Consider the following 26,572-nt stretch of genomic DNA (forward strand, 5'->3'; position numbering starts at 1 on the left):
ACGAAAACAGGCGGCGCGGCGTTCCGCGCGCCTCATCGTCAGGTTTAAACGGAGCGTATTTCAGTTTTTCGATGGGCCGCCGGGAACGGCTCCCTGCGGCAGTTCCTCCAGCGAAAATGCGCCGCCTTCGGAAGGAAACGGCGCGATATGCCCGGAGCACCGCTCCGGGCATATCGTTCGAAAGCTTCATCATTCCACCGGGCCGTTATTTCTTGACCGCGACAGCCTCGTTGATCTTGGCGACGTCATCTTCCAGAACCTTGTAGGTCTGGTCGAGCGTCAACTCGCCGACGATGAGCTGGCTCATGCGCTGCACGATCTGCTGATACATGGCGCTGCCGCCCTTGGCGCGTTCGAAATCGCGAGCCGCCTGCGGCACGTTCTTCTTGTTGTCGAGGAAGACCTTCATCGCCGCCTTGGCGTCTTCGCTCTTCAGCTTATATTGCGGATCGACGATCTCCGCGCCGGTCAGGATGACGTAATTCTCGGCGATTTCCCGCTGCACCTTTTCGGAGCCGAGGAATTCGATGAAGTGAGCCACATCTTCGGGATATTTGGTGCGCTTGAAGCCGACAATGGCGGTGCCGCCGGGCATGGCGTAGCATCCGGCCTCGCCGCAGGGCGCATTGATCGCCGTCCATTCGAAACTGTCGCCGATCTTGTTCTGGAACGGATTGACCATCCAGTTGCCGGCGAGATACGTCACGACATTGCCGTTGACGAACTCGTCACCCATGTTCTTGTACTGCGAACCGCCGGCCGCACCCCACATTTCCTTGGGGAAGCTGCCATTCTGCGTCCATGAATAGATATCGGCGATGTATTTTTTCGCCGCGTCGTCCGGGAAGCTGAACTTGCCGTCCTTCACATAGGTCGCGCCATAAGCGAAGGCGCCGCCGGAGAAGCGGTGACCGGAGCGGTCCATGGTGAAGGGAATCTGCACGCCGGTCGCCTTGGCGACACGGGCGGAAGCCTCGACGATCTCGCTGAATTTCGCGGTCGGGCCGGGCAAGGGTTCGCCCGCCTGCTCGAACAGCGTCTTGTTGACGAAGGGCAGGTTGAGCGTCTGCGACGCCATGTAACCGTTGATCGACTGAGGATCGTTGACATTCGGCAGGCGGAGCTGGTTGAGGCTGGAACCGTGCAGCTTCGCGAAGGCTTCCGCATCCTTCATATAGGGGCGCATGTCGAGATAATAGGGCGCGAGCTGCCAGTCGGTGATCTTGGCGATATCAGGACCTTCGCCCACCGCAAGCTGCACCGGCAGCTGCTTGGAAACCGCGTCATAACCCGAAGACACGAAATTGATCTTCACACCCGGATTGGCCGTCTCGAACTCCTTGCTGAGTTCCGACATGCGCTGCACATAACCCTGGTCGTCATCCGTAAAAAGGAAAGTAATCGTGCGGGTCTCGGCCTGGGCCGTCGCAAGACCTGCGACAGAGGCCACCACGAGGGCGCTGACGCCCGAAAACAATTTCATCATGCTCATCCTCCCAATGAAAACATTTTCATAAATCGAACGGAAGCTCCTCTGCTTAATTCGATTTATAATGTTTTGCGGCTTGACAGAATAAACGTCAAGCTGTTTGTTTTACATAAATCGCACAAATCGACGCGGAAAAGCGAAAATCGAATTGTGAAAATAATTTCATAAAGATCGACGGGAGGCGATCCATTATGAGGGATGGACCATTTGCGGCGAACGCGTCGCAGCCGACATATACCGTCGCAAACGGCGAAACGGTGACCGCCTGGGTCGTCTCCGATCTGGTGGAGACGCCGTTTCCCGGCACCGCAGCCCCCGCCGAAGATCGCGTGAACTATCGCTTCATCAACGGTTTCGTGGATGTGGGCGACCTGCCCTGCCGCAAGGCCTTCCAGCAGACCATGATCGGCCGCGATGTCGCACCCGATACCAGCTGGCCGGTATCGCACCTCAACCTGCCGGGTTCCAACCGCCGCGTCGAATTCACCGGTTTCTGGCATGTTCCCACCCATGTGCAGCGCTGGCTGAAGGGCACATTCCACAGTGAGGTTGCAAGACAGGCGCATTTTCGGCTGCGCACCTGCGGCGGCGTCCGCATCTGGGTAGGCGGCGTCGAACAGGTCCGTTTCGAACCTTTCATCCGCAATGTCGAAAGCAGCCGTGACATCACGCTCGATCTTGCGGCCGGCGACAACGAGGTGCTGCTGCTCTGCGAGGATCTGGCGGAACGCGACATCATCTGGTTCTTCGAACTTGAGGTCGTTGACGCCGTACCGCTGACCGTCGTGCTGCCCGTGCCGCTCGACCGGGAGGAGACGAAGCGTCTCGCCGCGCTGGTGCGCGATGTTCGCCCGGCGCGGGACGTGTTTTCCGGCACGGCCCTCGAACTGGTCTTCGGGGCGGCGCCTGCGAGCGACCTGCCGGTGCACATCGCCGTCAAAAGCCATGGCCATGAGCGCGCTTCGCTTGCGGAAGTGGATACCGTGCTGAAGGCCGGGCAATCCTCGCTGACGATCCCCGGAACGACAGGCATTTCGGACGGATATCACGGCGTCAAAATCACCATGGGTTCGGGAGCGGGAACGGTAACCCGCGTCATCGACGCCGCTTTCATGCATGACATCGCGCCGGAAGCATCCAACGGCGATATCAACGAGCGAAAAAAGGCGGCCCTCTCCTTCAGCGCCCGCTTCGGCGCCTGGCGCATCGGCCGCGCGCTGGCGATGGTCGCAACCGGCAGTGATGACATCGAGACGGTCGGCGGCATCGTCGATGCGACGCTGCATTCCATCGATCGGCGGGAAGACTGCTCCGATTTCGTCATGATCCCGCTGCTGTGGCTGGTGCGCGCCTATGGTGACCGCCTGCCGGCCGAGATGCGGGCGCGGATCGACGCCTCGATCCTCGGCTATCGTTACTGGGTGGACGAACCGGGCAATGACGTCATGTGGTTCTGGAGCGAGAACCATGTTCTCTGCTTCCACACCAGCCAGTTATTGGCTGGCGAATATCTGCCGGATGCCGTCTTCACCGCCTCCGGCCGCACCGGCAGAGAACAGGCGGCGCTGGCGGCAGACCGGCTGGAGCGCTGGTTCGACAGCGTCGAGGCGCATGGCCTCGCCGAGTGGAATTCGGCTGCCTATTATCCGGTGGATTTCATCGGCCTTCTCGCCATCGAACATTGGGCGGGACCGGAGCTTGCAGCACGCGCGCGCTACCAGCTCGATCTTATCTTCGAAATGATCGCATTGCACACGCTCGGCGGCGTTCCCTCCGGCTCCCAGGGCAGAGCCTATGACAAGGAGTTGCGCGCCGGTCCGCTGACGGAACTGGCGCCCTTTGCGCAGGTCGCCTTCGGTCAGGGCTGGCTGAACAATGGCGTTGCCTCGCTGCCGATGTTCTGCTGCAGCGATTACCTGCCACCGGCGCATCTTGCCGCCCTTTCCCAACTTGAGAGTGGTCGTACGGTCGAGGCACGGTATGCGCAGGGTCTGGAGCCCGGCAAGCTAGTGCTCTTCAAGAACGAGGCCGCCCAGCTTTCCACCGTTGTCGATCACAAGACCGGCCGCAAGGGCCATCAGCAGCACGTCATGGACATCAAACTCGCCGGCCATCCGATGGCGCGGCTCTGGGTCAATCATCCGGGCGAAGACGATCCGTGGGGCAGCCAGCGCCCCTCCTATTGGGCGGGAAGCGGCATCCTGCCGCGCGTGGCGCAACATCGCGATCTGGCGATGCTGATCTTCGATACGCAGGATCACCGCAACGACTGGACCCATGCCTATCTCGGCCGCGACGGGCTGGACGAGGTGATGGTGGAGGGCAACTGGCTCATCACCCGCTCGGGCCGAGGCTTTGCCGCACTTTATGCGACGAACGGGCTTCAGCCCATCACTGCCGGCGCCACCGCCAATCGCGAGATCAGATCGCCCGGCCGCCGCGCCGGCTGGGTCGGCATCATCGGCTGCGGGGATATGGAAGCCTTCTCCCGTTTTCGGGAAAAAATCCTCGCCACGCAGATCACCTTCGATGCCGAAAGCCGGCTGCTCTCGGTCACGCCGCCGGGCGGAGCTGAGCTTACCCTGACCTGGGACGGCGCATTCACCATTGGCGGGCAGGCCATGGCCTTCGACCACGATCAGCCCCAGCCGGAAATCACCTTCGACAGTGCCGACCCCGCATCGGGCGGCACGGCACAACCATTCTACTCCCAGAGCCTTTCCGCTTTTCTGCGAAACGCGAAAACGCTCTAGCTCTTTTTTTTAACGCATTATCCGGACGTAAAAGCGATCCCCGCTTTTACTGGAAATGCTCCTAGCGGAATTTGACAGATGAACCAGCCAAGCATGGAAAAAGACACTCTCAGGACGACGATCGACAATGTCGCCGCCGCGTTCAGCCGCCTCAAGGGCATTCAGGAAGGTCTGGTCAGCGGCGGCAGTTCCGATGGCAAGATCCAGTTCGATGAATGGGACTGGGAAGTGGGTGTGGGCCTTTACGGTTTCCTGCGCCGGGCGCTCGCCGCCAACGACCAGAAGGCATTGGATGACCTCGTGACGTGGTATGGCTGGCAGATCGAACGTGGCCTGCCGCCGCGCCAGATTAACAGTTCCGCTCCGATGCTGCCGCTCGTTATCCTCACCGAACATGTCGACCGGCCGGATTTCCGGGCGCTGGTGGAAGACTGGGCCGACTGGCTGGTGCATCAATTGCCGAAAACCGAAGATGGCGGCTTCCAGCATGTCGTCAAGGAGCGGCTGAATGAGGGCGAACTGTGGGACGACACGCTGTTCATGGCATGTCTGTTCCTCGCCCGCGCCGGCGTCGTCTGCAAACGTCAGGACTGGATCGACGAGGCGGTCTACCAGTTCATGATCCATACGCGTTATCTGTCGGACCCCGTCACCGGGCTCTGGTATCACGGCTGGACCTTCAACGGGCGTCATAATTTCGCTGACGCCTTCTGGGCACGAGGCAATTCCTGGATCACCGTCGCCATTCCCGAGCTTTTCGAACTGGTGCCGACGCTTGGCGAAAAGGACAGGCGTTTCCTCGCCAATGTGCTGGCAAGCCAGGTGCGGTCGCTGCGCCAATATCAGCGCGAGGACGGCATGTTCCACACGCTGCTCGATGACCCGACCTCGCCGGTGGAAACATCGGCGACGGCCGGTATCGCCTATGGCATCCTGCGCGGCATCGAAGCCGGCATTCTCGGCGAAGAAAATCGCCCGCATGCGGAACGCGCGCTGAAGGCGGTGCTTGGCAATATCGACGACGAAGGCGTCGTCCACGGTGTCTCCGACGGCACGCCGATGGGCCACGATCTCGAATTCTACCGCCGCATTCCCAATCTGCCCACGCCCTACGGGCAGGCACTGACGATGCTGCTCCTGATCGACGTTTTTCTGAAAAGGCCAAAGGTATCATGAACATCGGTCAGGACATCACAGTCGCGGCGGGTGGCCTTGATGCCACGGCGGCCATCCAGCAGGCTATCGACACCGTGTCAGCCGCAGGCGGCGGGCGGGTGTCTCTCTCGGCCGGGCGTCACGTCAGCGCCGGCCTCCATCTCAAAAGCGGCGTGGAACTGCACCTTGCCGAAGATGCGGTGCTTGCCCCCGTCTCCGATTACGACGCCTATGGCCTGACCCGGGTTTCGGTGATTGCCGAAGACTCCGATCGCGGCATGATCATCGCCAGCGGCGCGCATGACATCGCCGTCACCGGCCCCGGCCGCATCGAGGCCGGCGGTGAAAACTTCATCGTCGGCGACGACAAGGCCATGGGCACCTATGTCCCGGCGAAAAAGCGCCCACGCGTGATGGTGCTGGAAAGCTGCCGCAACGTGCGCCTTGAAAACCTGTCCGTCAGTGGTTCGCCGATGTGGACGCTGCATATGGTCGATTGCGAAGACCTTCATTTCCGCAATCTGCGCATCGAAAACGACCGCCGCCTGCCGAATACCGATGGCATTGTGCTCGATGCCTGCCGGCGCGCCCTGATCGAGGATTGCTTCATCTCGACCGCCGATGACGGCATCTGCCTGAAGACCAGCGCCGGGCCGGATGGCAAGGCCGTTGGAGCCTGCGCCGATATCACCGTTCGCCGCTGCACCGTTTCCAGCATGAGCTGCGCGCTGAAGCTCGGCACGGAATCCTTCGGCGATTTCACCGATGTCGTGTTCGAGGATTGCAAAATCGTCCAGTCCAATCGCGGCGTCGGCCTGTTTTCCCGCGATGGCGGCGCGATGCGCAACATCCGCTTTTCAAGGATCGAGACCGAATGCCACGAAACGCCGGGCGGCTTCTGGGGTTCGGGTGAAGCGGTCACCGTCACCGTCGTCGACCGCCGCCCCGAGCGTCAGGCCGGCAGCGTCGACAATCTGGTCGTGGAAGACTTGAGCGGCTCCATGGAAGGGGCGATCAACCTCGTCGCCACATCGAAGGCCGGCATTCATAATGTCCGGCTGGAACGCATCACGCTGTCGCAGCAGCCCGGCAAGCTCGGCACCGGCCTGCAATACGATCTGCGCCCCACAAATGCGGATATTGCGCCAAGCCCCCATGCCGCCGGCCGCGCCAATGCCTGGACGCAGGATGCTGAGGGCAGGATCGTCGGAATGGAGGATTATCCCGGCGGAATGCCGGCGGTCTATCTTGCCGGCGTGGAAGGATTTGCGGCCCGCGATGTCGCCATCAAAAGAACGACGCCCTTGCCCAAGGGCTGGAACAGCCAAGAGATCGTCGCGACGACGAACTTGCCCGAAGGGAGCAGGTGATGGGAAGTCTGAAACTCGAAAACCTCAACAAGGCGTTCGGCGCCGTTCATGTGCTGCATGACATCGATCTCCAGATCGAGAACGGCGAATTCGTCGTTTTCGTCGGCCCTTCGGGCTGCGGAAAATCGACGCTGCTGCGCATCATCGCCGGTCTCGAGGACGTCACCTCCGGCACCATCGGCATTGGCGGGCGCGATGTCAGCGCGCTGTCCCCGGCCGAGCGCAAGATCGCCATGGTCTTCCAGTCCTATGCGCTTTATCCGCATATGAGCGTGCGCAAGAACCTTGCCTTCGGCTTGGAAAACCTGCGTTTCAAGCGGGCGGAGATCGAAAGCCGCATCAACGAGGCGGCGCGGATGCTGGCCATCGAGCCCTATCTCGACCGCAAGCCGAAACAGCTTTCCGGCGGCCAGCGCCAGCGCGTCGCCATCGGTCGCGCCATCGTGCGCGAACCGGATATCTTCCTGTTCGATGAGCCGCTTTCCAACCTCGATGCGGCGCTACGCGTGCAGACGCGTGCCGAAATCACCCGCCTGCATCGCGATATCAAGACGACGATGATCTATGTCACCCACGATCAGGTGGAAGCCATGACCATGGCCGACAAGATCGTGGTGCTGCGCGCCGGGCGCATCGAGCAGGTGGGCAGCCCGCTTGAGCTTTTCGACAATCCGCGCAATCTCTTCGTCGCCGGTTTCCTCGGCTCGCCGCGCATGAACATGCTGAAGGGCACGATCACCAAGGGCAGCGACGGCAGCATCGCCATCGACGCCGGCTACGGTGTGTCCCTGCCCTGTCTTGTCGATCCGGCAGCCGTCAGCTCCGGGCAGGCGGTTCTCGCGGGCATCCGCCCCTCGCATTTCACCATCTCCGACAATGCCGGCTTGCCATTCGAGGTGCAGTATCACGAAAGTCTCGGCACCGAGACCTATCTCTACGGCAATCTCCAGGGCGAGAAAGAGCAGATCATCGTGCATCAGGCGGGCCATTTTGCCCCCGCTTCCGGCTCGGTGCTGAGGATCATGCCGGCGCGGGAAAAGGTGCATGTCTTCGATCCCGCCACCGAACTGGCGTTGCCGCGCCTGAACAGCGAAGGGAGAGGTTAGCATGGCCAATCCGACGCTTGCGAGACTGTCCGACCGTGCGCTCGATGCCGTGATGGCGATTGCCGAAGTGCCGCTCAACTTCATCGAGCGGCTGATCGGCAAAAGGCGCATGCCTTATATTTTCCTGATGCCGAACCTCGTTCTCTTCGGCATCTTCACCTTCCTGCCGATTGCCATTGCCGTCGGTTACGCCTTCACCGGCGGCACCGAACTTCTCATTACCGACCGCCCCTTCGTCGGGCTGGAAAATTTCGGGAAGCTGCTGGATTGCCAGAGCTACATGGACCCCGGAAGCTGCCGGGAATCGCTGTTCTGGACCGCGATCTGGAACACGCTGTGGTTTGTCGGCTTCAACGTCATCGCCACGCTGCTGGTCGCGCTCATCACCGCCCTCATCCTCAACCGGGCGATTGCCGCGCGCGGTTTCTTCCGCGCCATGTTCTTTTATCCGGTGCTGCTGTCGCCCGTCGTCATCGGCCTCATCTGGAAATGGTTCCTCGACCGCAACGGCCTGCTCAACGCCTTTTTCCAGATGCTCGGCGTGCCGCCGGAAATCTTCCTGCTGGATGTCGGCTGGTCGCGTTTCTTCGTCGTGGTGGTCTCGGTCTGGTTTCACATGGGCTTTTATACGCTGATCCTGCTGGCCGGCCTTCAGGCCATCCCGAAGGACCTCTATGAAGCCGCCGCCATCGACGCCGCCTCGCCCCGGCGCACGCTTTTCCGCATCACCCTGCCGCTTCTCGGCCCCAACCTGCTCGTCGTGCTCATCCTCCTGATGATCCGCTCGGTGCAAATCTTTGATGAGGCATGGGTTCTGACCAATGGCGGTGGACCGGGCACGGCCAATACATTCGTCGTGCAATATATCTACCAGATGGCCTTCGGCAGCGATCTGAGACTGTTCGGCCTTGCGTCCGCCGCATCGGTTCTGATGGGCCTTGTGCTTCTCGCGCTGACGCTCGTGCAACTGCGCCTCGGCAAAAAGATGGAGTCCTGACCATGTCCAACGCCGTCTCCTTCCTCACGCGCACCCGCCGCCCCGGCCGGATCGGCCTCACCGATATACTGTCATGGGTCTGGCTCATCGGCGGCACGCTCGCCGTCCTCATCCCGGTCGTCTGGGCCGCCATGTCATCGCTGAAACCGGAAGCCGAAATCACCCGGTTTCCGCCGAGCCTTCTCCCGCGCGCCGCCGTGCAGGTGGACGTGCAGGGTTACGACAAGCCGCTCAGCCTGTGGAAAGCCCCCATCGACGGCGTGGAGCGGGAAATGGCCATGGTTCGCCGCATCGGCCTGAAAGCCCAGATGGTCGATCCCGCCAATCCCGGCCCGGCCGTCAGCGTTGACACCCGGGAAATAACGCCCGTCCAGAAACTGACCATCGCGACGGAGAACTTCACCGATCCGCTGACCCGCTTCAGCTTTTTGACCTTCCTCAAGAACTCGGTCTTCGTCACCTTCGTCGCAACCGTCCTGACGCTGATCGTCAATGCCATGGCCGCCTTTGCGCTGTCGAAGTACCGCTTCCGCGGCGAGAAGGCGATCTTCGTGCTGATCATCTCTACCCTGATGATCCCGCTCACCGTCGTCATGGTGCCGGCCTATCTGGTCATCGTCGGCGTCGGCCTCGTCGACAATCTCTGGGGCGTCATCATCCCGACGGTTGCGACGCCAACCGGCGTGTTCCTGCTGCGGCAATATATGCTGACCATACCCGACGAGCTGATCGAGGCGGCCCGCGTCGATGCGGCAAGCGAATTCCGCATCTTCTGGCGCATCATCCTGCCGCTGACGGCGCCGGCGCTTGCGGTTCTCGCCATCTTTTCGGTGCTTTGGCGCTGGAACGACTTCCTCTGGCCGCTGATCGTTCTCAGCAGCCGCGAAAACTTCACGCTGCAGGTGGGGCTGAACGCCTTCCAGGGCGAGTTCTCGGTGCAATGGCACTATATCCTCGCCATGACCTTCCTCAGCCTCGCACCTGTTACCGTCGTGTTCCTGTTCCTGCAGCGCTATATCACGACAGGGATTGCCGGCACGGGGATGAAATAAAACGACAAATCATTTGGGGGGCGGCGCGATGCTGCCCCTCAGCACAAGGCGACAACCGAGTTCCAGCCGGTGCGCCGGGCGGGTGGGATCGGCCGCCACAAGTCGCTGCTCCAGCAGCGCGAGCGCCGCGCCGCCCAGCCTGTCGGCCGGCAACTGGATGGTGCTGAGCGGCGGCGCACTGAAGGCCGCCGGCATGATATCGTCAAACCCCAAGACCGAAACATCGTCCGGCACCCGGATTCCGGCTTCTGTCAGGGCCTTCAGGCACCCGAGCGCCAGATTATCGGCGGCGCAGAAGATCGCCGTGGCGTTTCTGAGCGGCCGCTGTTCGGCCAGCAGGCGGCGGGTGGCGGCCTCACCCCATTCCGGCTCATAGCTCTCCACCTCGATGACCATATCGGCGGGAACAGTGAGACCCGCCGCGAGATACGCGTCGCTATAACCGTCATATCGGCGGCGGATCGTCGTGCGCCCTTTCCAGGTGATGTGCAGAATATTGCGATGCCCGAGCGACAGCAGATGTTCGATTCCGAGCCGCGCGCCAAAACGGTTCTCGGCCGTCACCGTATCGACGATCATGGCCGGGTCCTCGCCATTGATCAGCACCACCGGCCGCGCAAGCGCAGACAGCGCCTCGACCAGTTGCGGCCTGTCATCGTTCAGGATCACGATACCGTCGACATTGTCGGCATCCGCCGCCGCCGCCACCGCAACCGGGTCGAGCCGGCTCGTTGTGCTGACATAGGGAACAATGCGAATGCCGCGCCGCTCGCATTCGCGCCTGAAGCCGTTCAGCATCGTCCAGCTGACCATGTTAAGGTCGCTCTGGGGGGCGGCATCATTGGTCATGGCCAGAAGCACAACACGCAAAGTGGCGATCGTCGCCTTCTGTCGCCGGTTTTCGAGATAACCGAGTGTGCGTGCAGCCTCCAGCACCCGCTCGCGAACCTGCGTGGTCAAGGGTGCTGTGCCGTTGATGGCGTGCGAAGCCGTGCTCAGCGAAACATTCGCCTCCCGCGCCACGTCCTTAAGCGTCGTTTTCCTGTCTATTTTCATAAAGGGGAAATTCAACCACTCTACTTCGGACGGTGCGGGCAGAAAGCCTGCCTCACGCAGTCGATCTGAAGAATACCCGTGCCTGTTTGCTGCTCTCTCGTCGCTCGAAGACTACAGCATCATCCGTAAATGCGGAATTGATTTCTCTGGGTTTTTAATCCCCCGCAAGAAACGCCGCCCGCAGCGAACCGCGGGCGGCAAGGCGGTCAGAGCGCCTGGGAGATATGGTCGATACTGCTCTTTACGGCAGCGGCCGGATCCTTCAGCTCGTGCACTTCCGTCGCGAAGGGTTCGAAGCTGTAAGGTCCCTTGTAACCGGCCACCTCGAGCGTCCTGATCTGGGCGATATTTTCCAGCCGGTCGTCGCCATCCACCAGAACGCGGTGGGCGTCGAGCATGTCGGCTACGGAGACGGCAGGATCGATCACGCCGGAAATATGCACGAGGCCGGTGCGTTCGGGGAAGAACTCCGTCTCGCCCGCAAGATGGTGGTGGAAGGTGTCGTGCACCAGCCTGTAGACATCGCCGCCACCGGCCGCATCGATGGCCCTGATCGCTTCGGCCTTGGTGCGCAGCGAAGAGATCGGGAAACCGAGCGGCTCGACGAAGCCGATCAGGCCGCGTTCCTTAAGGATCGGCTTCATGGCCTTCAGCGCCGTGACGAGATCGTCAAAAGACACCGGCGTACCGTCGTTGAGCGGGCACATCACCAGCGCTTTGGCACCGCTTGCCGCCGCATAATCGGCCATGGCGACGGCCCGCGCAGGCAGGTCGCCCGACCAGACGTTGAAGGGATAAAGCGCATTGATCGAGATAATCGTCACACCGGCCTTTTCGGCCGCCGCCTTTACCTCGGCCGGATCCACCGTGCCGACGATATCAGGCAGGTCGTTGCGGATTTCGACTTCGGTAAGGCCGAGTTCGCGGGCCGTCGCAAAGAACGCCTCAAGGGAAAGCTTCGGCGCGGTGATGTGGTTGATGGCAAAACGCATGAAAGACCTCACTGATAAAGGGCGGGACGGGCAGGAAGCTTGATTTCAACTGCTGCCCCGTCCGTTTCCTGCGCGGCCACGCAGGCGTCGGAGGTGATGGCGGCCACGTAGCCGTCCCAGGAGTTGGGTCCCGATGCCGTGCCCTTCGCCGCCGCATGGATGAAGTCCTGCAATTCCACATCGTAGCTGGCGATGAAGCGGTCTTTCCAGTCGGTCAGGATATCGTTCTGCAGCTTGGCGCCAAGGCGGGTCTGCACCGACATCGGCTCCGGCAGGCTGGCAATGCCGTCCTCGCCCACCACCTGGCACTGGATATCGTAGCCATAATGGCAATTGACGAAGATTTCGACGTCGATGATCGTGCCCTTCGCCGTCTCCAGAATGACGATCTGCGGGTCCTTCAGCCGCGCATGGCTTCTGGCCGCCGAGCGGGGAAAGAGAACGCGCGCTGAAACATAGTCATCGTCGAGCAGCCAGCGCAGCACGTCGATCTCATGGATCATCGTGTCATGGATCGCCATCGGGGTGACATATTGCTCCGGAACCGCCGGGTTGCGGTGGGCGGCGTGCACCATGATCGGCGCGCCGATCCTGCTATCGACGGCCTGTTTCAGCGCCACATAACCGGCGTCATATCGGCGCATGAAGCCCACCTGAACCAGCCGCCTGCCATGCGCCACCTCGGCGTCGACGATGCGTCTTGCGCCTTCCGCAGTTGTCGCCAGCGGTTTTTCGCAGAAACACGGCTTGCCGGCGGCGATTGCCGCCAGCACATATTGCTCATGCGTGGCACCCCATGAAGTGACGAGCACGGCATCCACATCCGGCGATGCGATCAACTCTTCACCGGTGGCGAACACGACGGCATCCGGGGCGATGTCGTTTTTGACCGCCTCGGCCGAGGCGCGGTTGACGTCGCTGAGCGCAACGATCTTCGCGCCGCCCAGAACCTTGTTGATACGGCGGGCATGATCACGCCCGATTGCGCCGGTGCCGACGACACCAATTCTCACAGTCATCTGAAAAACCTCATTTCCAGTATTTGGCGACGTATCGCCGGGTTTCGCTGAGCATGAATCGCGCGCTTTCATCGATACGATCTTCCCAGGCAAAGACGCAGTTCGACAGCACGCCGTCGAATTTCATGTCAGCGAGCGTCGCAAAGAAGGTCTCCCAGTCGATCTCGCCCTGGCCGAAATCGGTGTGCTGGTGCACCCTGACCTTGGAACCGGGGGGATTGACGATGTAGCGCAACTGCGACGACTTGTTGTGGTCATAGGTATCGGCAAGGCGCACATGCACCAGATGGCCCTCGGTCGCACGCAGGTTAGCCACCATGTCCGGCCCGTAAAAGAACGTGTGCGGCGCGATGAAGGAGGCCTTTACCGCCTTGGAATTGATGGTCTTGATAATGTCGATGGCCGGCGCGATCTCCTCGATCCAGTCTTCGGGATGGGCCTCCAGCGACAGCACCAGACCTTCCCGTTCAAGGATCGGCACCAGAATATCCATGGCGCGGAAGAACTGCGCCTCGCAGGTCTCCGGGCGGTGGAGACCGGAACGGTCGTTGAGACTGCGCTCCGGCGAGCCGCCGCGGCCGAATTCCGAAACGAACATCGGGCATTCCATCTCGACGGCAATCTCGATGGCGCGTTTCCAGTTGTCGATCGCCACTTCCCATTCGTCCGGATAGGGACTTGCCCAGCGATACATGGGCTGCAGCGTCGCAAGGCCGACACCATGGTCCTTCAGCGCCTTTTTGAATTCGGCGACGCGTTCGGGATAGACCTTCGGTCGGGTCCACCAGGAAAGAAAATCCGGACGGGGTGAAAGTTCGACGTAATCATAACCGAGTTCGGCAACCTTGCGGCAGGTCTCGGCCAGCGAAAGGTGCCGGAACATGTGGGGATCGAGCGTATGTTTCATGGCTGTTTCCAGTGGAGTGATAGATGGACCGGGTCGAAGCCCCCGCTTATTTGGCGTAGGCGGACATGTTTTCCGGGGTCACGAGTTCAAAGGGCACCCAAAGCGTCTTCTCAGTGCCTTGCCCGGCAGCGGCCTTCACCGCCGTCTGAACCGAGACCTCGCCCTGCTTCGTCGCATTCTGGTAGACGGTGATATCGAGATCGCCGGCCTGCATGGCGGCAAGTCCATCAGGCGTGGCGTCGATACCGGCAATGACAACATCCTTCATGGAAACGCCCGCTGCCTTCAGCGCCTGCGCGGCGCCGATCGCCATTTCATCATTATTGGCGATGACGGCATCGAACTGGATGCCCGCCGTCAGCCAGGAGGAAACGAGGTCCTGCGCCTGCGTGCGGCTCCAGTTCGCCGTCTGCTTTTCGAGGATTTCGATCTTGCAGTCCGGCCGGGCAAACACCGTTTCCACATCCTTGGTGCGCACCAGCGCCGCATGGTTTTCCAAAGGTCCCATCAGGATCACGGCCTTGCCCTTGCCGCCCATCAGCTTGCAGGCGGCTTCAGCTTCCATGGTGCCGGAATCGAGTTCGTTGGAACCGACAAAGGCCGTGCCGTCAGGCAGGCCGGTTTCCAGTTCGGCCGGCGGATGGTTGACATAAACGAGCGGGATTTTTGCGGCGGACGCGGCCTTGGTGATCGCCGACGTGGCATCACCATCCACGGCATTGACGATGATCGCATCGACACCGTTGGCGATGAAATTCTGCACCTGATTGAGCTGTTTCGAAGGATCGAGCTGGGCGTCCTCCACCAGAAGCTCGATGTTCTTGTCACGCCCGGCCTCAGCCCTGATACCGTTCAGCAAAATCGTCAGGAACGGATTGTCGAACGATGTCATGGAGACCGCAACACGGGTCTCGGCAAGGGCAGGCGTTGCGAAAATGCAGAGCGCAGTCGCCATCAACAGGTTTTTCAAAGTCTTTCCTCCCGCGGAAAACCTCCGCTGGTTCAATCGCACTGATATCGCTGAAGCCGGAATATCCTCCCCCGCCTTCAGCATCTTCGGTCTGTCACGTCATTGTCAGGCCCGAACGGGTCTCAGTTCTTGGCCTGATAGTCCTTGAGGTTTGCGAGTGTGACCAGTTCGAAGGGCACGAAAACCTTCTTGTCCACCGCATCGCCCTTGGCGAGTTTCAGCGCTGCATCCAGCGCACCCTTGCCCTGGCCTGCGGCATTCTGGAAAACGCTCACATCCAGCTCACCCGCCGCCATGGCGGCAAGCGCATCCTGCGTGGCGTCGATGCCGGCGATGATGACGTCATCCATCGACCGGCCTGCCGCCTTCAGCGACTGGATGGCGCCGATGGCCATTTCGTCATTGTTGGAAATCACCGCATCGAACTGCACCCCGGCCGAAAGCCAGTTGGTCATCAGGTCCGAGCCTTGAGTGCGCGACCAGTTGGCGGATTGTTCCTCGACAAGCTTGATGAAGCTGCAATCGGGCGTCGCCACCACATCCTTGATATCCTGCGTGCGCATGCGAGCCGCCTGGTTGGAAAGCTCGCCGATCATCACCACCGCTTTCGCTTCCGCCTTGCCGGCCGCCTTCAGCAGGCGGCAGACTTCCTGCGTCTGCAGGGTGCCGGACTGCTTTTCATCGGAGGCAACGAAGGCCTGTTTTTCCGGCAGGCTGTCGAGGTTGACCGGCTGGCGGTTGACATAAACGAGCGGAATGCCGGCGGCAGCGGCAGCCTGCGAAAGCGCCACGGTCGCATCCGTATCCACCGGGTTGACAATGATGGCGTCGACACCGGCGGCGACGAAGTTCTGCACCTGGCTCAGTTGCTTGCCGACATCGTTCTGCGCATCCTCGATCTGCAGCGAAACGCCGCTCATGCCCTTGGAATAATCGATCATGCCGTTGCGCAGCACGGTCAGGAAATTATCGTCGAACAGGGCCATCGAAACGCCGATGGTTTCCGCCGAGGCGGTCGTCGCCAGCATCGTGGCGAGCGCTGCAATCGCGAAATGTCTTTTCATGTCGTTCTCCTCCAAAACCCTTGAAAAGAACCGGCTGCACGGTCCAGCGCCCATCGCGCCGCTACCGTTTGCCGGCAAAAAATACCCGTCGCCGCGAAGACAAGTCCGCAGCCTGAAGCAATCCGAAACATCGTTATTATCGTGGATCAGTCTCCTGCCCGCTCCACACGCAGGCAAGATTTCCCAGTCCCGGCTCGGCGTCAACGGGTCAGCGGCAGCCGAAACCATCAAGGCTGATAGAAAGAGGCGGGGAATTTATGATAGAATCTATCAAACGATCAAAGGCTTTCAGGAACCCACAGATGGGCGGGCACAAACCGCTGTCCCGGTGTTTCCGCCATGCCATGTTCAATGCTGTGAACCATGGTGGCGATGAGGTCCGTGCATAATTCACGGAGCGGCGTCTGGAATATGCCGCTGATACGCTTTTCCAGCAGCGCCTGACGGGATTCGGGCGTCAGTTCATTCACAAGACAGACGATGGCCTCCTGCCGGTTTTCCTGCTGCAGGGCCTCGATGACACCTTCCATGCCGCCGCCGATGCAATAGATGCCGACCAGATCCTTGTGCTTGGCGATGGTGTCCATCACCAGCTCATAGGTCAGCCGCCGGGTTTCCAGTGTGATCAGCGCATCCATCACCTCAAATTCCGGCGCATATTCCCGCATATAGCTGCGAAAGCCGGTTTCGCGCAGCGAATGACCGTGAAAACGGTGACCGCCGAGCAGCAAAAGCACCTTGCCCCTGCTGCGCGCCAGCCGCGAGATCATCCAGGCCGCCGTGCGCCCGACTTTCATATTGTTGGCGCCGAGATAAGCTTCCCGTACCCCCTGCGCGAAATCCGAAAGCAGCGAAAATGTCGGAATGCCCTTCGCCTTCAGGGCCTCCACGGCGGCGGTGACATCGTGATGGTCCGGCCCGGTGGCCGCCACGGCCTGCACCCGGCCCTTCATGCCCGTCAGAAGGGCCGCTAGCTCGCTCGGCTCGCCCGACTGGGCAAATTCGATGCGCAGATTGAGATGACGATCCCGGACGTTGCGCGCCGCAAGCTCCAACTCGTCGGCGAAGGTCTGGTAGAAGGCGTGCCGTTCCTTGCGCAGGATGATGCCGAGACTATAGGACGGCAGGTCGGCCAGCATGCGCTGGCGAATGATGTTGGTGGCGTGAAAACCGATCTTCTCCGCCGCCTCGAACACCCGCCGCGAGGTTTCTTCGCGCACCGGCAGGCGACCGTTCAGCACCCGGTCGACGGTGGCGACGCTGACACCGGCGGCTGTCGCAACATCTGTGATGGTCGGACGTTTCATGCGGACCCCCGTAGACGGAAAGATTCCTGTCATATCTCGCAAAACATGTCACGGATCATGATGGAATCCAACATGTGCAGAGGGATAAGAGCGTGGAGTACTTTATCAGGGAATAATCGACCGGGCCTGCATCACAGGGCCGGCTTGCTTGGCCCAGCACGCCTCCTCCCCTCATCTCTGTGCTTGTCACAGAGATCCAGCCAGCCCAAGTCCTTGGGCTGAGAGGAGTCTTTCCGCCGCGCAGACGCGCGTCGGCTGGATTCCTGTGACAAGCACAGGAATGAGGAGGCCGGGATCTGTCAGAGCGAGAAAATCTCCCGCCTGCCGAGTAGCCTGAATGGCCACTGTCACACGCAAGGAAACTGCGGCAGCGGCATTCGCACCCTTTTGACGATGCCGAATGCCGCCAGACAATCAGACTCGCTCCAGCGCCACGGCAATACCCTGCCCGACGCCGATGCACATGGTGGCGAGCGCGAGACGCTTGCCGGTCAGCGAAAGTTCGAGCGCCGCCGTGCCGGCAATGCGCGCACCGGACATGCCGAGCGGATGGCCGAGCGCGATGGCGCCGCCATTGGCATTCACCCGCGCATCGTCATCCGCAATGCCGAGCTGCCTCAGCGTCGCAAGACCCTGGCTCGCGAAAGCCTCATTCAGCTCGATCACGTCCAGCTGTTCCTGCTTCAGCCCGAGCCGAGCCAGCAGCTTCGCGGAGGCCGGGGCCGGGCCGATGCCCATTACGCGCGGCGGCACGCCGGCAGCGGCACCGCCGAGAATGCGGGCAATCGGCGTCAGACCGTATTTCTTCGCGGCCTCCGCCGATGCGACGATGAGTGCGGCGGCGCCGTCATTGACGCCGGAAGCATTGCCCGCCGTCACCGTCGCGCCATCGCGCCCGTTGACAGGCTTCAGCTTCGCCAGCGCCTCAAGGCTCGTGGCGCGCGGGTGCTCATCCTTCGAGACCACCAGCGGATCGCCCTTGCGCTGCGGGATGGTCACGGACACGATTTCCCTGTCGAGGCGACCATTGGCCTGCGCGTCAGCCGCCTTCTGCTGGCTGCGAACGGCGAAGGCGTCCTGATCCTCGCGCGAGACCTGATAATCGACCGCAACATTGTCACCCGTTTCCGGCATGGAATCGACGCCATATTGCGCCTTCATCAGCGGGTTGACGAAACGCCAGCCAATGGTGGTGTCGTAGATTTCGGCATTGCGCGAAAAGGCGCTTTCGGCCTTCGGCAGAACGAAGGGCGCGCGGCTCATGCTTTCCACGCCGCCGGCGATCATCAATTCCGCCTCGCCCGATTTCACGGCGCGGGCGGCTGCGATGAGGGCATCCATGCCCGAACCGCACAGCCGGTTGATCGTCGTTCCGGTCACCGAAACCGGCAGGCCGGCGAGCAGCAGCGACATGCGTGCGACGTTGCGGTTATCCTCGCCCGCCTGGTTGGCGCAGCCGAAGATCACATCTTCGACGGCTCCCCAGTCGACGGACGGGTTGCGCTCGACAAGCGCCTTCAGCGGCACCGCGCCAAGATCGTCGGCCCGCACCGAAGAAAGCGCGCCGCCGAAGCGGCCGATGGGCGTGCGGATATAGTCGCAGATGAATGCGTCGGTCATCGGTTTTTCCTCAAAGTTCCGGGGCGACGAGATCGGCGACCTCGCCATCGACCGCCAAAGGCGCTCCGGTCATGGCCTGCAATTCATCGAAGGTCATCGCCGGCAGTTTTTCACGCAGCACGAAACGGCCATCCACCACGTCGATGACAGCATGGCTGGTATAAATGCGGGTGATGCAGCCAACGCCGGTCAGCGGAAAAGCGCATTTTTCAACGAGCTTCGGTTCGCCATTCTTGGTCACATGTTCGGTGATGACGAAGACCTGCTTGGCGCCATGCACCAGATCCATCGCGCCGCCGACGGCCGGCACGCCCTTGGAGCCGACACGCCAATTGGCGAGATCGCCATTCTGCGCCACCTGATAGGCCCCGAGGATCGCCACATCCAGATGCCCGCCGCGTACCATGGCGAAGCTGTCGGCATGGTGGAAGAAGGCCGCACCCGGCTTCAGCGTCACGGCCTTCTTGCCGGCATTGATGAGGTTCCAGTCCTCTTCGCCTTCCGGCGGCGCTTCGCCGAAATTCAGGATGCCGTTTTCGGTGTGGAAGATCGCCTGACGGCCGGGCGGCTGGTAACGCGCCACCATTTCGGGAAAGCCGATGCCGAGATTGACGTAAGCGCCGTCCTCGATGTCCTGCGCCGCGCGCCATGCGATCTGGGCGTTGGAAAGCTTGATGTCTTCGCGGGTGTCAATGGTCTGGGTCATGCGTAGGCTACTCCCGCGCGAATGAGGACTTCTTCCTGTTGCGGATCGGGAATTTCCACGACGCCGTTCACGAAAATGCCGGGCGTGACGACATGCTCCGGATCGATCTTACCGGCTTCGACGATCTTCGAGACCTGCGCGATGGTGGTCTTCGCGGCCATGCACATCAGCGGGTTAAAATTTCGCCCGGCCTTGTTGTAGGTGAGGTTGCCATAGGTATCGCCAAGCTCGGCTTTCACGATGGCGAAATCCGCCTTCAGCCAGCGTTCCTGAACGTAAGAGCGGCCGTCGAATTCCGCGATCACCTTGCCTTCAGCCAGTTCCGTGCCGAAACCGGTCGGGGTGTAGAAGGCCGGAATGCCCGCACCGCCGGCGCGGATGCGCTCGGCAAGCGTGCCCTGCGGCACCAGTTCCAGCTCGATTTCACCGGCCAGATACCGGTCTGTAAAGGCACGCGGATCGGAAGAGCGCGGGAAGGAGCAGATCATCTTCCTGACCATGCCGGCGTCGATCATCGCGGCGATGCCGATGCGGCCGTTGCCGGCATTGTTGTTGATGACCGTCAGGTTCTTCGGGCCCTTGTCGATCAGCGCATGGATCAGCTCGATGGGCGCGCCGGAGCCGCCGAAACCGCCGATCATGATCGTCGCACCGTCACCGATGCCGGAAAGCGCCTCTTCCGCGCTCTTGATTGTCTTGTCCATTAAAACCTCCATCCAGCCGGACGGATGGAACCCGCAAGGCTGCCTGACCGTGAGGTAAATCCGAAACCGCCTCGACGGCAAGGATTTTGTGCGTTATATGATTTTTGTTCGTATATCGCACAAATGGAGCTTCGACATGGCCGTCAGCGAAAGAGACATGATGGGCGGTCTCGCCAAGGGATTGCGGGTGATCGAGGCATTCAGCGCCGAGCGGCCGCGCCTGTCGATTTCCGATGCCGCCGAGATTGCCGGGCTGGACCGCGCTACGACGCGGCGCTGCCTGCTGACGCTTTCGGAACTTGGTTATGCCGCTTATGACGGCAAGTTCTTTACCGTGACGCCGAAGGTGCTGCGGCTCGGCACCGGCTGTCTGGCCACCATGCCGCTGCCGCGCATCGTACAGCCGCTGCTCGACCGACTTTCCGAAAAGATCGGACAGAGCACCTCCGTCTCCATTCTGGATGAGACCGAGATCGTTTATGTCGCCCGCGCCGCCCAGCAGCGGGTGATGTCGATTGCGCTGATGCCGGGTTCGCGCCTGCCCGCCTATTGCACCTCCATGGGCCGCGTTCTTCTTTCGGCGCAGACGGCCGAGCGGCGGCGCGACATTCTCGAAGCCTCCCGGCTGGTGGCGCGCACGGAAAGGACCATTATTGCCATGGACGCCCTGCTCGCCGAAATCGAGGCGACCGGCCATCGCGGTTATGCGTTGATCGATCAGGAGGTAGAGATCGGCCTTCGCTCCATAGCGGTGCCGCTAAAAACCATGCGCGGGCAGACGGTTGCCGCCCTCAATGTCGGGCTTGCCGCCTCGGTCGCCTCAATGGAGGACCTCGTGGAGCGATACCTGCCCGCGCTTCTTGCCGTTCAACGGGAACTGGCAAGAATGCTGGTCTGAAGCGGCACCTGCCGCGCCCCGGAATCCCCCATTTTCCGCTGCTCCGCCAGCCGCCAGGCGCGCGGGGTCATGCCGGTCTCGCGCTTGAAGAACCGGTTGAAATAGGCCGGATCGGCAAAACCCAGCCCCTCCGCAATCATCTGCACGGTCGAGACCGTGAAGATAAGCTCCTGCTGGGCAATCTCGATCTGACGCTTAGCGATCAGCCGCTGCAGGCTGAGGCCGGAAACGGAGCGGACCAGACGGTTGAGATGGGTCTCAGAAAGACCGAGCTTCTTCGCATAAAACTCCGCCTTTTGCGGCTCGCGAATATGGCGTGCAATCAGTGACAGCAAAAATTCGAAACGCTGCTCCGCAACACCTTCGCCGGTTCCTTCCAGGAGCGGCCGCGCCGCCCGCGCCAGAAGCGCCGTCACGATGGCCAACTGACCTTCGATGATCGCATCCCGACCTGTCTCGCGTGTTTCATATTCGGCGGAAATCTGTTCGAACCCGCTGCGCAGGCGTTCGCCATCGGCAAAATCCCGCAGCGGCAACAGCACAGGCCGCTGGAAATTCCGCAGCAGCAGCGCCTGCACCGATGCCGGCAGGGCGCCCGGCAGCACGGTAACGATCACCCCGCCAATATCACGCGAAAACCGGAAACCATGTTCGAAACCCGGCGGCACGACAATGGCGACCGGCGGGCGGATCGCCTCGATGCGGCCATCCAGCAGCGCATCGCCCTCGCCACCCCAAATGTACAAGATTTGCTGAAAGGCAGCGTGACGGTGCAGGCCGATTTCAAAGCGGTGAAGGCTGCTTCTGGAAAAAAGCGTTTCGCAATGAAAGCGGAAATCAGTGCCTTGCACCGCTTCTTCGCCATACAAACCCTCACTCGCAGCAAGCCGCATGTTCCTTCGCTCCTCCGCACAATGGTCGGATTGTGCAATTTGCCGATCAGAAAGTCCATTGAGCTTGCCGCATCCCTTGGTCAATTTCTTGATAGGAGACAAGTTCGGGAGGAAACAATGCGCACCCAGGTCGTCATCATCGGCTCCGGCCCCTCGGGGCTTCTGCTTGGCCAGCTTCTGGCCGGAGAAGGCGTCGAGACCGTCATTCTCGACCGGGTCAACAAGGATTACATTCTCGGCCGTGTCCGCGCCGGCGTGCTGGAAGAAGGCACGGTGCAGCTCATGGAAAAGGTCGGCGCGGATAAGCGCCTGCGCCGGGAAGGCCTGCCGCATGACGGATTTTCGCTGACCTTCGACGGCCGCGACCACCGCATCGATCTCTTCGACCTGACCGGCGGCAGCCATGTGATGGTCTATGGCCAGACCGAGGTGACCCATGACCTGATGGATGTCCGCGAAGCGGCAAACCTTGTGACCATCTACGATGCCGGCAATGTCGAACCGCATGATTTCGATGGCGCAAGCCCCTATGTCACCTATCAGAAAGGCGGCGTAACCCATCGGATCGATTGCGATTTCATCGCCGGCTGCGACGGCTTCCACGGGGTGAGCCGCAAATCGGTGCCGCAAGGCGCGATCAAGGAATTCGAGAAGGTCTATCCTTTCGGCTGGCTCGGCATTCTGGCCGATGTGCCGCCCGTCAACCATGAACTTATCTATGCCAACCATCCGCGCGGCTTTGCGCTCTGTTCCATGCGCTCGCACACGCGCAGCCGTTATTACATTCAATGTTCGCTGGATGACCGGCCGGAGGACTGGAGCGACGAGCGCTTCTGGGACGAAATCCGCCGTCGCCTCCCGGAAAACCATGCGGATGTGATGGTCACCGGCCCGTCATTCGAAAAATCCATCGCGCCGCTCCGGTCCTTCGTCTGTGAACCGATGCGGTTCGGCCGGCTGTTTCTGGCCGGAGACGCCGCCCATATCGTGCCGCCGACGGGCGCCAAGGGTCTCAACCTTGCCGCCAGCGATGTGCATTATCTGAGCGAGGCGCTGATCGAGTTTTATCGCGAGAAGTCCGAGGCCGGCATCGACGGCTATTCGCAGAAGGCGCTTTCCCGCGTCTGGAAGGCCGTGCGCTTCTCGTGGTGGATGACGACGATGATGCATCGTTTTCCCGATACGGGGGATTTCGGCCAGCGCATTCAGGAGGCGGAGCTGGACTACCTCGTGCAGTCGCGCGCCGCTTCCACCGCGCTTGCGGAGAATTATGTGGGGCTTCCCTATTAGGGGGCTGCCCCAGACAGGCGGCTTTTATCTCTACCGTTTCCACACCCGTCACCCCGGACCTGATCCGGGGTCCAGCGCGATCAAGTCATTGATCGCAAAAGACTCTTTTCACGGCTTAGACGCGCCGTGGCTGGATTCCGGCTCAAGGCCGGAATGACGGAGGAGAGGTTCTCAGACTTTTCCGACCCTCACCCTCATCTCAAGAACCAGCCTCCGCCCTCCCATCCAGCAACTCACCCGCCGCCTCGCGAATAGCCTGCATCAGAAGCGAAAGCGGCAGCGAGGGCTGCGTATCGGCCCTCACCGTCAGCCCCACCGGCCCGCTGGTATCGCCGGTCTCGACGGGGAGGATTGCGAGGATGCCATCCGCCACATCCGCCGCCACCACGCCCTCCGAGATGATCCAGATCGCATCGCTGGTGCGCAGGAAGGCGCGGCCGAAGGCGTCGGACACGGTTTCGATGCGGATCGGCAGGGCCGGCACGCCGTTGGCGATCAAAAACTGCTCGACGACAGGGCCGATGACCGATTGGCGTGTCGGCATCAGCACAGGATATTCATGCAGGTGATCGAACACCGAAAGGCCGGGTGACAACAGCGGATGGCCGGCGCGCACCACGAAGCGCACCTTTTCCGAATAGAGATGCTCGAAGGAAAAACCCGCCATTTTCTGCGGCGCGGCAAGGCGGCCGACAACAAGATCGAGATCGCCGACGCGCAACTGCTCCAGCAGCACGGCGTTTTCGCCTGTGACGATCTTCACCGGGCTGCCGGTTTTTTCGGCCAGAAAACCGGCCATCGCCTTCGGCATGATTCTCACCGAAACCGTGGGCAGAGCGCCGACCCGCACCGGCGGACCAGCGCGCGCCGCCTCCTGCGATACCGAATCGACCGCCTGCCTGAGCGCCGTCATCGTCGCGCCGGCATGGCGCAGGAACACCTCGCCATAACGGCTGATGCGGATGCCGCGCCCCTCACGGTCGAACAGCGAGACACCGAGAATATCTTCCAGCTCACGGATCGTCTTCGTCACCGCCGGCTGGCTGACATGCAGGATTTCCGCAGCCCGGATGACGCTTTTCTGCCGTGCCACCTCCACGAAGGTTTGCAGGTGCCGGAACTTGATACGCTGATCGACCATCGTTCATATAATCCACAGGTTATGATTTTCATCGATAATGTCATTTTACTTAACCGGAACCCGCTTGCAATATCCCCGACAGGAGGAGCACATCATGCATTTTCTGCGCTGCGGCGAGACCGTGATCCATTATCGCGTCAAGGGATTGGACACAGGCAAGCCGGTCATCGCCTTCATCAATTCGCTCGGTACCGATTTTCGCATCTGGGATGCGGTGATCGAAGCGCTCGGCGATGATTATGCCTATGTGCTGCACGACAAGCGCGGCCACGGGCTTTCCGATGTCGGGCATGCTCCCTATTCCATCGACGATCATGCCGGCGATCTGATCGCACTCCTCGATCATCTTGGCGTGAAGAGCGCGATCCTCTGGGGCCTGTCGGTGGGCGGCCTGATTGCGCAGGGGCTTTATGCCCGCCGCCCCGATCTCGTCCGCGCTCTGGTGCTCAGCAATACCGCCCACAGGATCGGCACGGCCGAGATGTGGAACGCCCGCATCGACAAGATCGCCGCAGATGGCCTCGTCTCGCTGGTCGATCCCGTCATGGAGCGCTGGTTCACACCCGCCTTCCGTCAGCCTGACAATGCCGCCTATGCCGGCGCGCGCAACATGCTCTCGCAACAGCCGGAAGCCGGCTATAGCGGCACCTGCGCCGCCATCCGCGATGCGAATTTTACCGAAGAGGCCGGGCGCATCGCCGTGCCGACGCTTTGTGTCGCGGGCGATCAGGATGGTTCCACCCCACCGGAACTGGTGCAATCGCTGGCGGATCTCATTCCCGCGAGCCGCTTCGTCACCATTGCCGGCTGCGGCCATATTCCCTGCCTTGAACAGCCGCTAGCCTATGCGCAGGCGGCGTGCATTTTTCTCAATACCTTGCCGGAGCATTGACCGATGGCGGACCATATCGACAAGAACGAACGTTTCGAACAGGGCATGAAGACCCGCCGCTCGGTACTGGGCGACGCCCATGTCGACCGGGCGCAGACCATGACATCCGGCTTCGACCAGCCCTTCCAGCAGCTCATCACCGAAGCGGCCTGGGGCACGGTGTGGTCCGGCAACCACTGGACGAAGCGCGAGCGCTCGATGGTGACCATCGCCCTGCTCGCCGCACTCGGGCAGGACGAGGAGCTGGCCATGCATGTGCGCGCCACCGCCAATACCGGCGCCACCGAGGCGGATATTCGCGAGGCGCTGCTGCATGTGGCGATCTATGCCGGCGTGCCCGCCGCCAACCATGCTTTCAAAATCGCCAAGCTTGCCCTGGCCAGCATGAAAGTCGATAGTTCCCCAGATAATTCTGGCACTTATAATTCTGGCGATGAGGAGGAGACGAAATGAGCAACCAGCCGCCGGAAACCGGACCGTTCTTCGCGCGCAACCGCGACATCCATCCGCTCGCCTATGCGCCCGGCTACAAGACCTCGATCCTGCGTTCGCCGCAGCGCGCGCTGATTTCGCTTGAGGGCACCAAAAGCGAGATCACCGGCCCGGTCTTCGGCCATGGCATGCTGAACCCGCTGGATAACGACCTCATCCTCAACTATGCCCGCCCCGGCGAAATGCCGGTCGGTCCGCGCATTCTGGTGCACGGCCGGGTGCTGGACGAGCGCGGCCGCGGCGTGGATGGCGCGCTGGTGGAGTTCTGGCAGGCCAATGCCGGCGGCCGCTACCGCCACAAGAAGGAAAGCTACCTCGCCGCCATCGATCCGAATTTCGGCGGCGTTGGCCGCACGATCACCGATGAGAACGGCTATTACTGGTTCAAGACCATCCAGCCCGGCGCTTATCCCTGGCCGAACGGCGTCAATGACTGGCGGCCGGCCCATATTCACTTCTCCGTCTTCGGCCACGGGTTCGCCCAGCGGCTCATCACCCAGATGTATTTCGAAGGCGATCCGCTGATCTGGAAATGTCCCATCGTCAAAACCATTCCGGACGAGGATGCGATCAGAAGACTGATCGCGCCGCTGGACATGAATGCCACGCTGCCGATGGACATGCTGGCCTATAAGTTCGATATCGTCCTGCGCGGTCGCCGCTCGACCCTTTTCGAAAACCGCATGGAGGGCAACTGAC

The 26,572-nt window shown here is 61.5% G+C and carries 24 protein-coding genes; 11 read left to right on the plus strand and 13 right to left on the minus strand.

Annotated elements, in window-relative coordinates:
- Positions 1 to 205: 205 nt before the first annotated feature.
- Complete coding sequence (locus EM858_RS24280) at positions 206 to 1,486, minus strand: ABC transporter substrate-binding protein (protein ID WP_059758844.1); 1,281 nt, start codon at positions 1,484 to 1,486, stop codon at positions 206 to 208.
- Between the two features lie 194 nt (positions 1,487 to 1,680).
- On the opposite strand from EM858_RS24280, the gene EM858_RS24285 reads away from it, so the two are divergent.
- From EM858_RS24285 to EM858_RS24310, 6 genes are all read left to right on the plus strand, one after another.
- Positions 1,681 to 4,242, plus strand: a complete 2,562-nt coding sequence (locus tag EM858_RS24285; protein WP_127758240.1) for a hypothetical protein — start codon at positions 1,681 to 1,683, stop codon at positions 4,240 to 4,242.
- Between the two features lie 78 nt (positions 4,243 to 4,320).
- The gene (locus EM858_RS24290) at positions 4,321 to 5,418 is read left to right on the plus strand and encodes a glycoside hydrolase family 105 protein (protein WP_127758241.1); all 1,098 of its coding nucleotides are present in this window, start codon (positions 4,321 to 4,323) and stop codon (positions 5,416 to 5,418) included.
- A complete protein-coding gene (locus EM858_RS24295) occupies positions 5,415 to 6,767 on the plus strand; it encodes a glycoside hydrolase family 28 protein (RefSeq protein WP_127758242.1) in 1,353 nt (450 codons plus the stop codon). Before EM858_RS24290 ends, EM858_RS24295 begins: the two co-directional genes overlap by 4 nt.
- Positions 6,767 to 7,873, plus strand: a complete 1,107-nt coding sequence (ugpC, locus tag EM858_RS24300; RefSeq protein ID WP_127758243.1) for a sn-glycerol-3-phosphate ABC transporter ATP-binding protein UgpC — start codon at positions 6,767 to 6,769, stop codon at positions 7,871 to 7,873. The genes EM858_RS24295 and ugpC overlap by 1 nt, the downstream gene beginning before the upstream one ends.
- Position 7,874: 1 nt before the next feature.
- Positions 7,875 to 8,870 carry a sugar ABC transporter permease gene (locus EM858_RS24305; RefSeq protein WP_080819041.1) on the plus strand — a complete coding sequence of 332 codons (996 nt, stop codon included), beginning with the start codon at positions 7,875 to 7,877 and terminating at the stop codon, positions 8,868 to 8,870.
- A gap of 2 nt (positions 8,871 to 8,872) precedes the next feature.
- Entirely contained in the window at positions 8,873 to 9,922 is a 1,050-nt protein-coding gene (locus EM858_RS24310; RefSeq protein ID WP_127758244.1) for a carbohydrate ABC transporter permease, read from the plus strand.
- 9 nt (positions 9,923 to 9,931) lie between these two features.
- Here the strand turns inward: EM858_RS24310 and EM858_RS24315 are convergent, their stop codons facing one another.
- The 10 genes from EM858_RS24315 to EM858_RS24360 form a co-directional block, all read right to left on the minus strand.
- Positions 9,932 to 10,978, minus strand: coding sequence for a LacI family DNA-binding transcriptional regulator (locus EM858_RS24315; RefSeq protein WP_205649561.1), 1,047 nt, complete (start codon positions 10,976 to 10,978; stop codon positions 9,932 to 9,934).
- Positions 10,979 to 11,184: 206 nt separating this feature from the next.
- Positions 11,185 to 11,970 carry a TIM barrel protein gene (locus EM858_RS24320; RefSeq protein WP_127758246.1) on the minus strand — a complete coding sequence of 262 codons (786 nt, stop codon included), beginning with the start codon at positions 11,968 to 11,970 and terminating at the stop codon, positions 11,185 to 11,187.
- A gap of 8 nt (positions 11,971 to 11,978) precedes the next feature.
- A complete protein-coding gene (locus EM858_RS24325; RefSeq protein WP_127758247.1) occupies positions 11,979 to 12,989 on the minus strand; it encodes a Gfo/Idh/MocA family oxidoreductase in 1,011 nt (336 codons plus the stop codon).
- A 10-nt stretch (positions 12,990 to 12,999) separates the two neighbouring features.
- Positions 13,000 to 13,896: a sugar phosphate isomerase/epimerase gene (locus tag EM858_RS24330; protein WP_127758248.1), complete on the minus strand. Its 897-nt coding sequence runs from the start codon at positions 13,894 to 13,896 to the stop codon at positions 13,000 to 13,002.
- Between the two features lie 46 nt (positions 13,897 to 13,942).
- Positions 13,943 to 14,851 (minus strand): sugar ABC transporter substrate-binding protein, encoded by a 909-nt coding sequence (locus EM858_RS24335; RefSeq protein ID WP_065655330.1) that lies wholly within the window; start codon positions 14,849 to 14,851, stop codon positions 13,943 to 13,945.
- A 137-nt stretch (positions 14,852 to 14,988) separates the two neighbouring features.
- A complete protein-coding gene (locus EM858_RS24340; RefSeq protein ID WP_127758249.1) occupies positions 14,989 to 15,930 on the minus strand; it encodes a sugar ABC transporter substrate-binding protein in 942 nt (313 codons plus the stop codon).
- A 278-nt stretch (positions 15,931 to 16,208) separates the two neighbouring features.
- Positions 16,209 to 17,237, minus strand: coding sequence for a LacI family DNA-binding transcriptional regulator (locus EM858_RS24345; RefSeq protein WP_125146036.1), 1,029 nt, complete (start codon positions 17,235 to 17,237; stop codon positions 16,209 to 16,211).
- A 414-nt stretch (positions 17,238 to 17,651) separates the two neighbouring features.
- Complete coding sequence (gene pcaF / locus EM858_RS24350) at positions 17,652 to 18,857, minus strand: 3-oxoadipyl-CoA thiolase (protein WP_127758250.1); 1,206 nt, start codon at positions 18,855 to 18,857, stop codon at positions 17,652 to 17,654.
- A 10-nt stretch (positions 18,858 to 18,867) separates the two neighbouring features.
- On the minus strand, positions 18,868 to 19,563 hold the full coding sequence (locus EM858_RS24355; RefSeq protein WP_059758412.1) for a CoA transferase subunit B: 696 nt from the start codon (positions 19,561 to 19,563) through the stop codon (positions 18,868 to 18,870).
- Positions 19,560 to 20,267: a 3-oxoacid CoA-transferase subunit A gene (locus tag EM858_RS24360; protein ID WP_127758251.1), complete on the minus strand. Its 708-nt coding sequence runs from the start codon at positions 20,265 to 20,267 to the stop codon at positions 19,560 to 19,562. Before EM858_RS24360 ends, EM858_RS24355 begins: the two co-directional genes overlap by 4 nt.
- A 136-nt stretch (positions 20,268 to 20,403) precedes the next feature.
- Between EM858_RS24360 and EM858_RS24365 the strand changes: the two genes are divergently transcribed.
- A complete protein-coding gene (locus EM858_RS24365) occupies positions 20,404 to 21,165 on the plus strand; it encodes an IclR family transcriptional regulator (RefSeq protein WP_127758252.1) in 762 nt (253 codons plus the stop codon).
- Here the strand turns inward: EM858_RS24365 and EM858_RS24370 are convergent.
- Complete coding sequence (locus EM858_RS24370) at positions 21,135 to 22,058, minus strand: helix-turn-helix domain-containing protein (RefSeq protein ID WP_127758253.1); 924 nt, start codon at positions 22,056 to 22,058, stop codon at positions 21,135 to 21,137. The two genes, EM858_RS24365 and EM858_RS24370, sit on opposite strands and share 31 nt — an antisense overlap.
- Before the next feature lie 117 nt (positions 22,059 to 22,175).
- Between EM858_RS24370 and pobA the strand changes: the two genes are divergently transcribed.
- Positions 22,176 to 23,348, plus strand: a complete 1,173-nt coding sequence (gene pobA / locus EM858_RS24375) for a 4-hydroxybenzoate 3-monooxygenase (protein ID WP_127758254.1) — start codon at positions 22,176 to 22,178, stop codon at positions 23,346 to 23,348.
- Between the two features lie 199 nt (positions 23,349 to 23,547).
- On the opposite strand, the gene pcaQ is transcribed toward pobA, so the two are convergent.
- Positions 23,548 to 24,489, minus strand: a complete 942-nt coding sequence (gene pcaQ, locus EM858_RS24380) for a pca operon transcription factor PcaQ (protein WP_080819052.1) — start codon at positions 24,487 to 24,489, stop codon at positions 23,548 to 23,550.
- A 94-nt stretch (positions 24,490 to 24,583) separates the two neighbouring features.
- On the opposite strand from pcaQ, the gene pcaD reads away from it, so the two are divergent.
- Genes pcaD through pcaH form a run of 3 tightly spaced genes read left to right on the plus strand, consistent with a single transcriptional unit; the run spans position 24,584 to position 26,571 of the window.
- Positions 24,584 to 25,381 (plus strand): 3-oxoadipate enol-lactonase, encoded by a 798-nt coding sequence (pcaD, locus tag EM858_RS24385; RefSeq protein ID WP_127758255.1) that lies wholly within the window; start codon positions 24,584 to 24,586, stop codon positions 25,379 to 25,381.
- Positions 25,382 to 25,384: 3 nt separating this feature from the next.
- The gene (gene pcaC / locus EM858_RS24390) at positions 25,385 to 25,834 is read left to right on the plus strand and encodes a 4-carboxymuconolactone decarboxylase (protein WP_080819054.1); all 450 of its coding nucleotides are present in this window, start codon (positions 25,385 to 25,387) and stop codon (positions 25,832 to 25,834) included.
- On the plus strand, positions 25,831 to 26,571 hold the full coding sequence (gene pcaH, locus EM858_RS24395; protein ID WP_003505508.1) for a protocatechuate 3,4-dioxygenase subunit beta: 741 nt from the start codon (positions 25,831 to 25,833) through the stop codon (positions 26,569 to 26,571). Before pcaC ends, pcaH begins: the two co-directional genes overlap by 4 nt.
- The last annotated feature ends 1 nt before the right edge of the window (position 26,572 follow it).

This window comes from Agrobacterium sp. CNPSo 2736, from assembly GCF_004005385.1.
Taxonomy (GTDB): domain Bacteria; phylum Pseudomonadota; class Alphaproteobacteria; order Rhizobiales; family Rhizobiaceae; genus Agrobacterium; species Agrobacterium leguminum.

Excerpts from the sequence above, each read along its gene's own strand:
- EM858_RS24305 (WP_080819041.1), top strand. The coding sequence starts at position 7,875 with ATGGCCAATCCGACGCTTGCGAGACTGTCCGACCGTGCGCTCGATGCC.
- EM858_RS24340 (WP_127758249.1), bottom strand. The coding sequence starts at position 15,930 with ATGAAAAGACATTTCGCGATTGCAGCGCTCGCCACGATGCTGGCGACG.
- EM858_RS24325 (WP_127758247.1), bottom strand. The coding sequence starts at position 12,989 with ATGACTGTGAGAATTGGTGTCGTCGGCACCGGCGCAATCGGGCGTGAT.
- ugpC (WP_127758243.1), top strand. The coding sequence starts at position 6,767 with ATGGGAAGTCTGAAACTCGAAAACCTCAACAAGGCGTTCGGCGCCGTT.
- EM858_RS24365 (WP_127758252.1), top strand. The coding sequence starts at position 20,404 with ATGGCCGTCAGCGAAAGAGACATGATGGGCGGTCTCGCCAAGGGATTG.
- EM858_RS24280 (WP_059758844.1), bottom strand. The coding sequence starts at position 1,486 with ATGATGAAATTGTTTTCGGGCGTCAGCGCCCTCGTGGTGGCCTCTGTC.
- EM858_RS24335 (WP_065655330.1), bottom strand. The coding sequence starts at position 14,851 with ATGGCGACTGCGCTCTGCATTTTCGCAACGCCTGCCCTTGCCGAGACC.
- EM858_RS24330 (WP_127758248.1), bottom strand. The coding sequence starts at position 13,896 with ATGAAACATACGCTCGATCCCCACATGTTCCGGCACCTTTCGCTGGCC.
- EM858_RS24315 (WP_205649561.1), bottom strand. The coding sequence starts at position 10,978 with ATGAAAATAGACAGGAAAACGACGCTTAAGGACGTGGCGCGGGAGGCG.
- EM858_RS24285 (WP_127758240.1), top strand. The coding sequence starts at position 1,681 with ATGAGGGATGGACCATTTGCGGCGAACGCGTCGCAGCCGACATATACC.
- EM858_RS24360 (WP_127758251.1), bottom strand. The coding sequence starts at position 20,267 with ATGGACAAGACAATCAAGAGCGCGGAAGAGGCGCTTTCCGGCATCGGT.
- EM858_RS24370 (WP_127758253.1), bottom strand. The coding sequence starts at position 22,058 with ATGCGGCTTGCTGCGAGTGAGGGTTTGTATGGCGAAGAAGCGGTGCAA.
- EM858_RS24295 (WP_127758242.1), top strand. The coding sequence starts at position 5,415 with ATGAACATCGGTCAGGACATCACAGTCGCGGCGGGTGGCCTTGATGCC.
- pobA (WP_127758254.1), top strand. The coding sequence starts at position 22,176 with ATGCGCACCCAGGTCGTCATCATCGGCTCCGGCCCCTCGGGGCTTCTG.
- pcaC (WP_080819054.1), top strand. The coding sequence starts at position 25,385 with ATGGCGGACCATATCGACAAGAACGAACGTTTCGAACAGGGCATGAAG.
- EM858_RS24310 (WP_127758244.1), top strand. The coding sequence starts at position 8,873 with ATGTCCAACGCCGTCTCCTTCCTCACGCGCACCCGCCGCCCCGGCCGG.
- EM858_RS24345 (WP_125146036.1), bottom strand. The coding sequence starts at position 17,237 with ATGAAACGTCCGACCATCACAGATGTTGCGACAGCCGCCGGTGTCAGC.
- EM858_RS24320 (WP_127758246.1), bottom strand. The coding sequence starts at position 11,970 with ATGCGTTTTGCCATCAACCACATCACCGCGCCGAAGCTTTCCCTTGAG.
- pcaH (WP_003505508.1), top strand. The coding sequence starts at position 25,831 with ATGAGCAACCAGCCGCCGGAAACCGGACCGTTCTTCGCGCGCAACCGC.
- pcaQ (WP_080819052.1), bottom strand. The coding sequence starts at position 24,489 with ATGGTCGATCAGCGTATCAAGTTCCGGCACCTGCAAACCTTCGTGGAG.
- EM858_RS24355 (WP_059758412.1), bottom strand. The coding sequence starts at position 19,563 with ATGACCCAGACCATTGACACCCGCGAAGACATCAAGCTTTCCAACGCC.
- pcaF (WP_127758250.1), bottom strand. The coding sequence starts at position 18,857 with ATGACCGACGCATTCATCTGCGACTATATCCGCACGCCCATCGGCCGC.
- EM858_RS24290 (WP_127758241.1), top strand. The coding sequence starts at position 4,321 with ATGAACCAGCCAAGCATGGAAAAAGACACTCTCAGGACGACGATCGAC.
- pcaD (WP_127758255.1), top strand. The coding sequence starts at position 24,584 with ATGCATTTTCTGCGCTGCGGCGAGACCGTGATCCATTATCGCGTCAAG.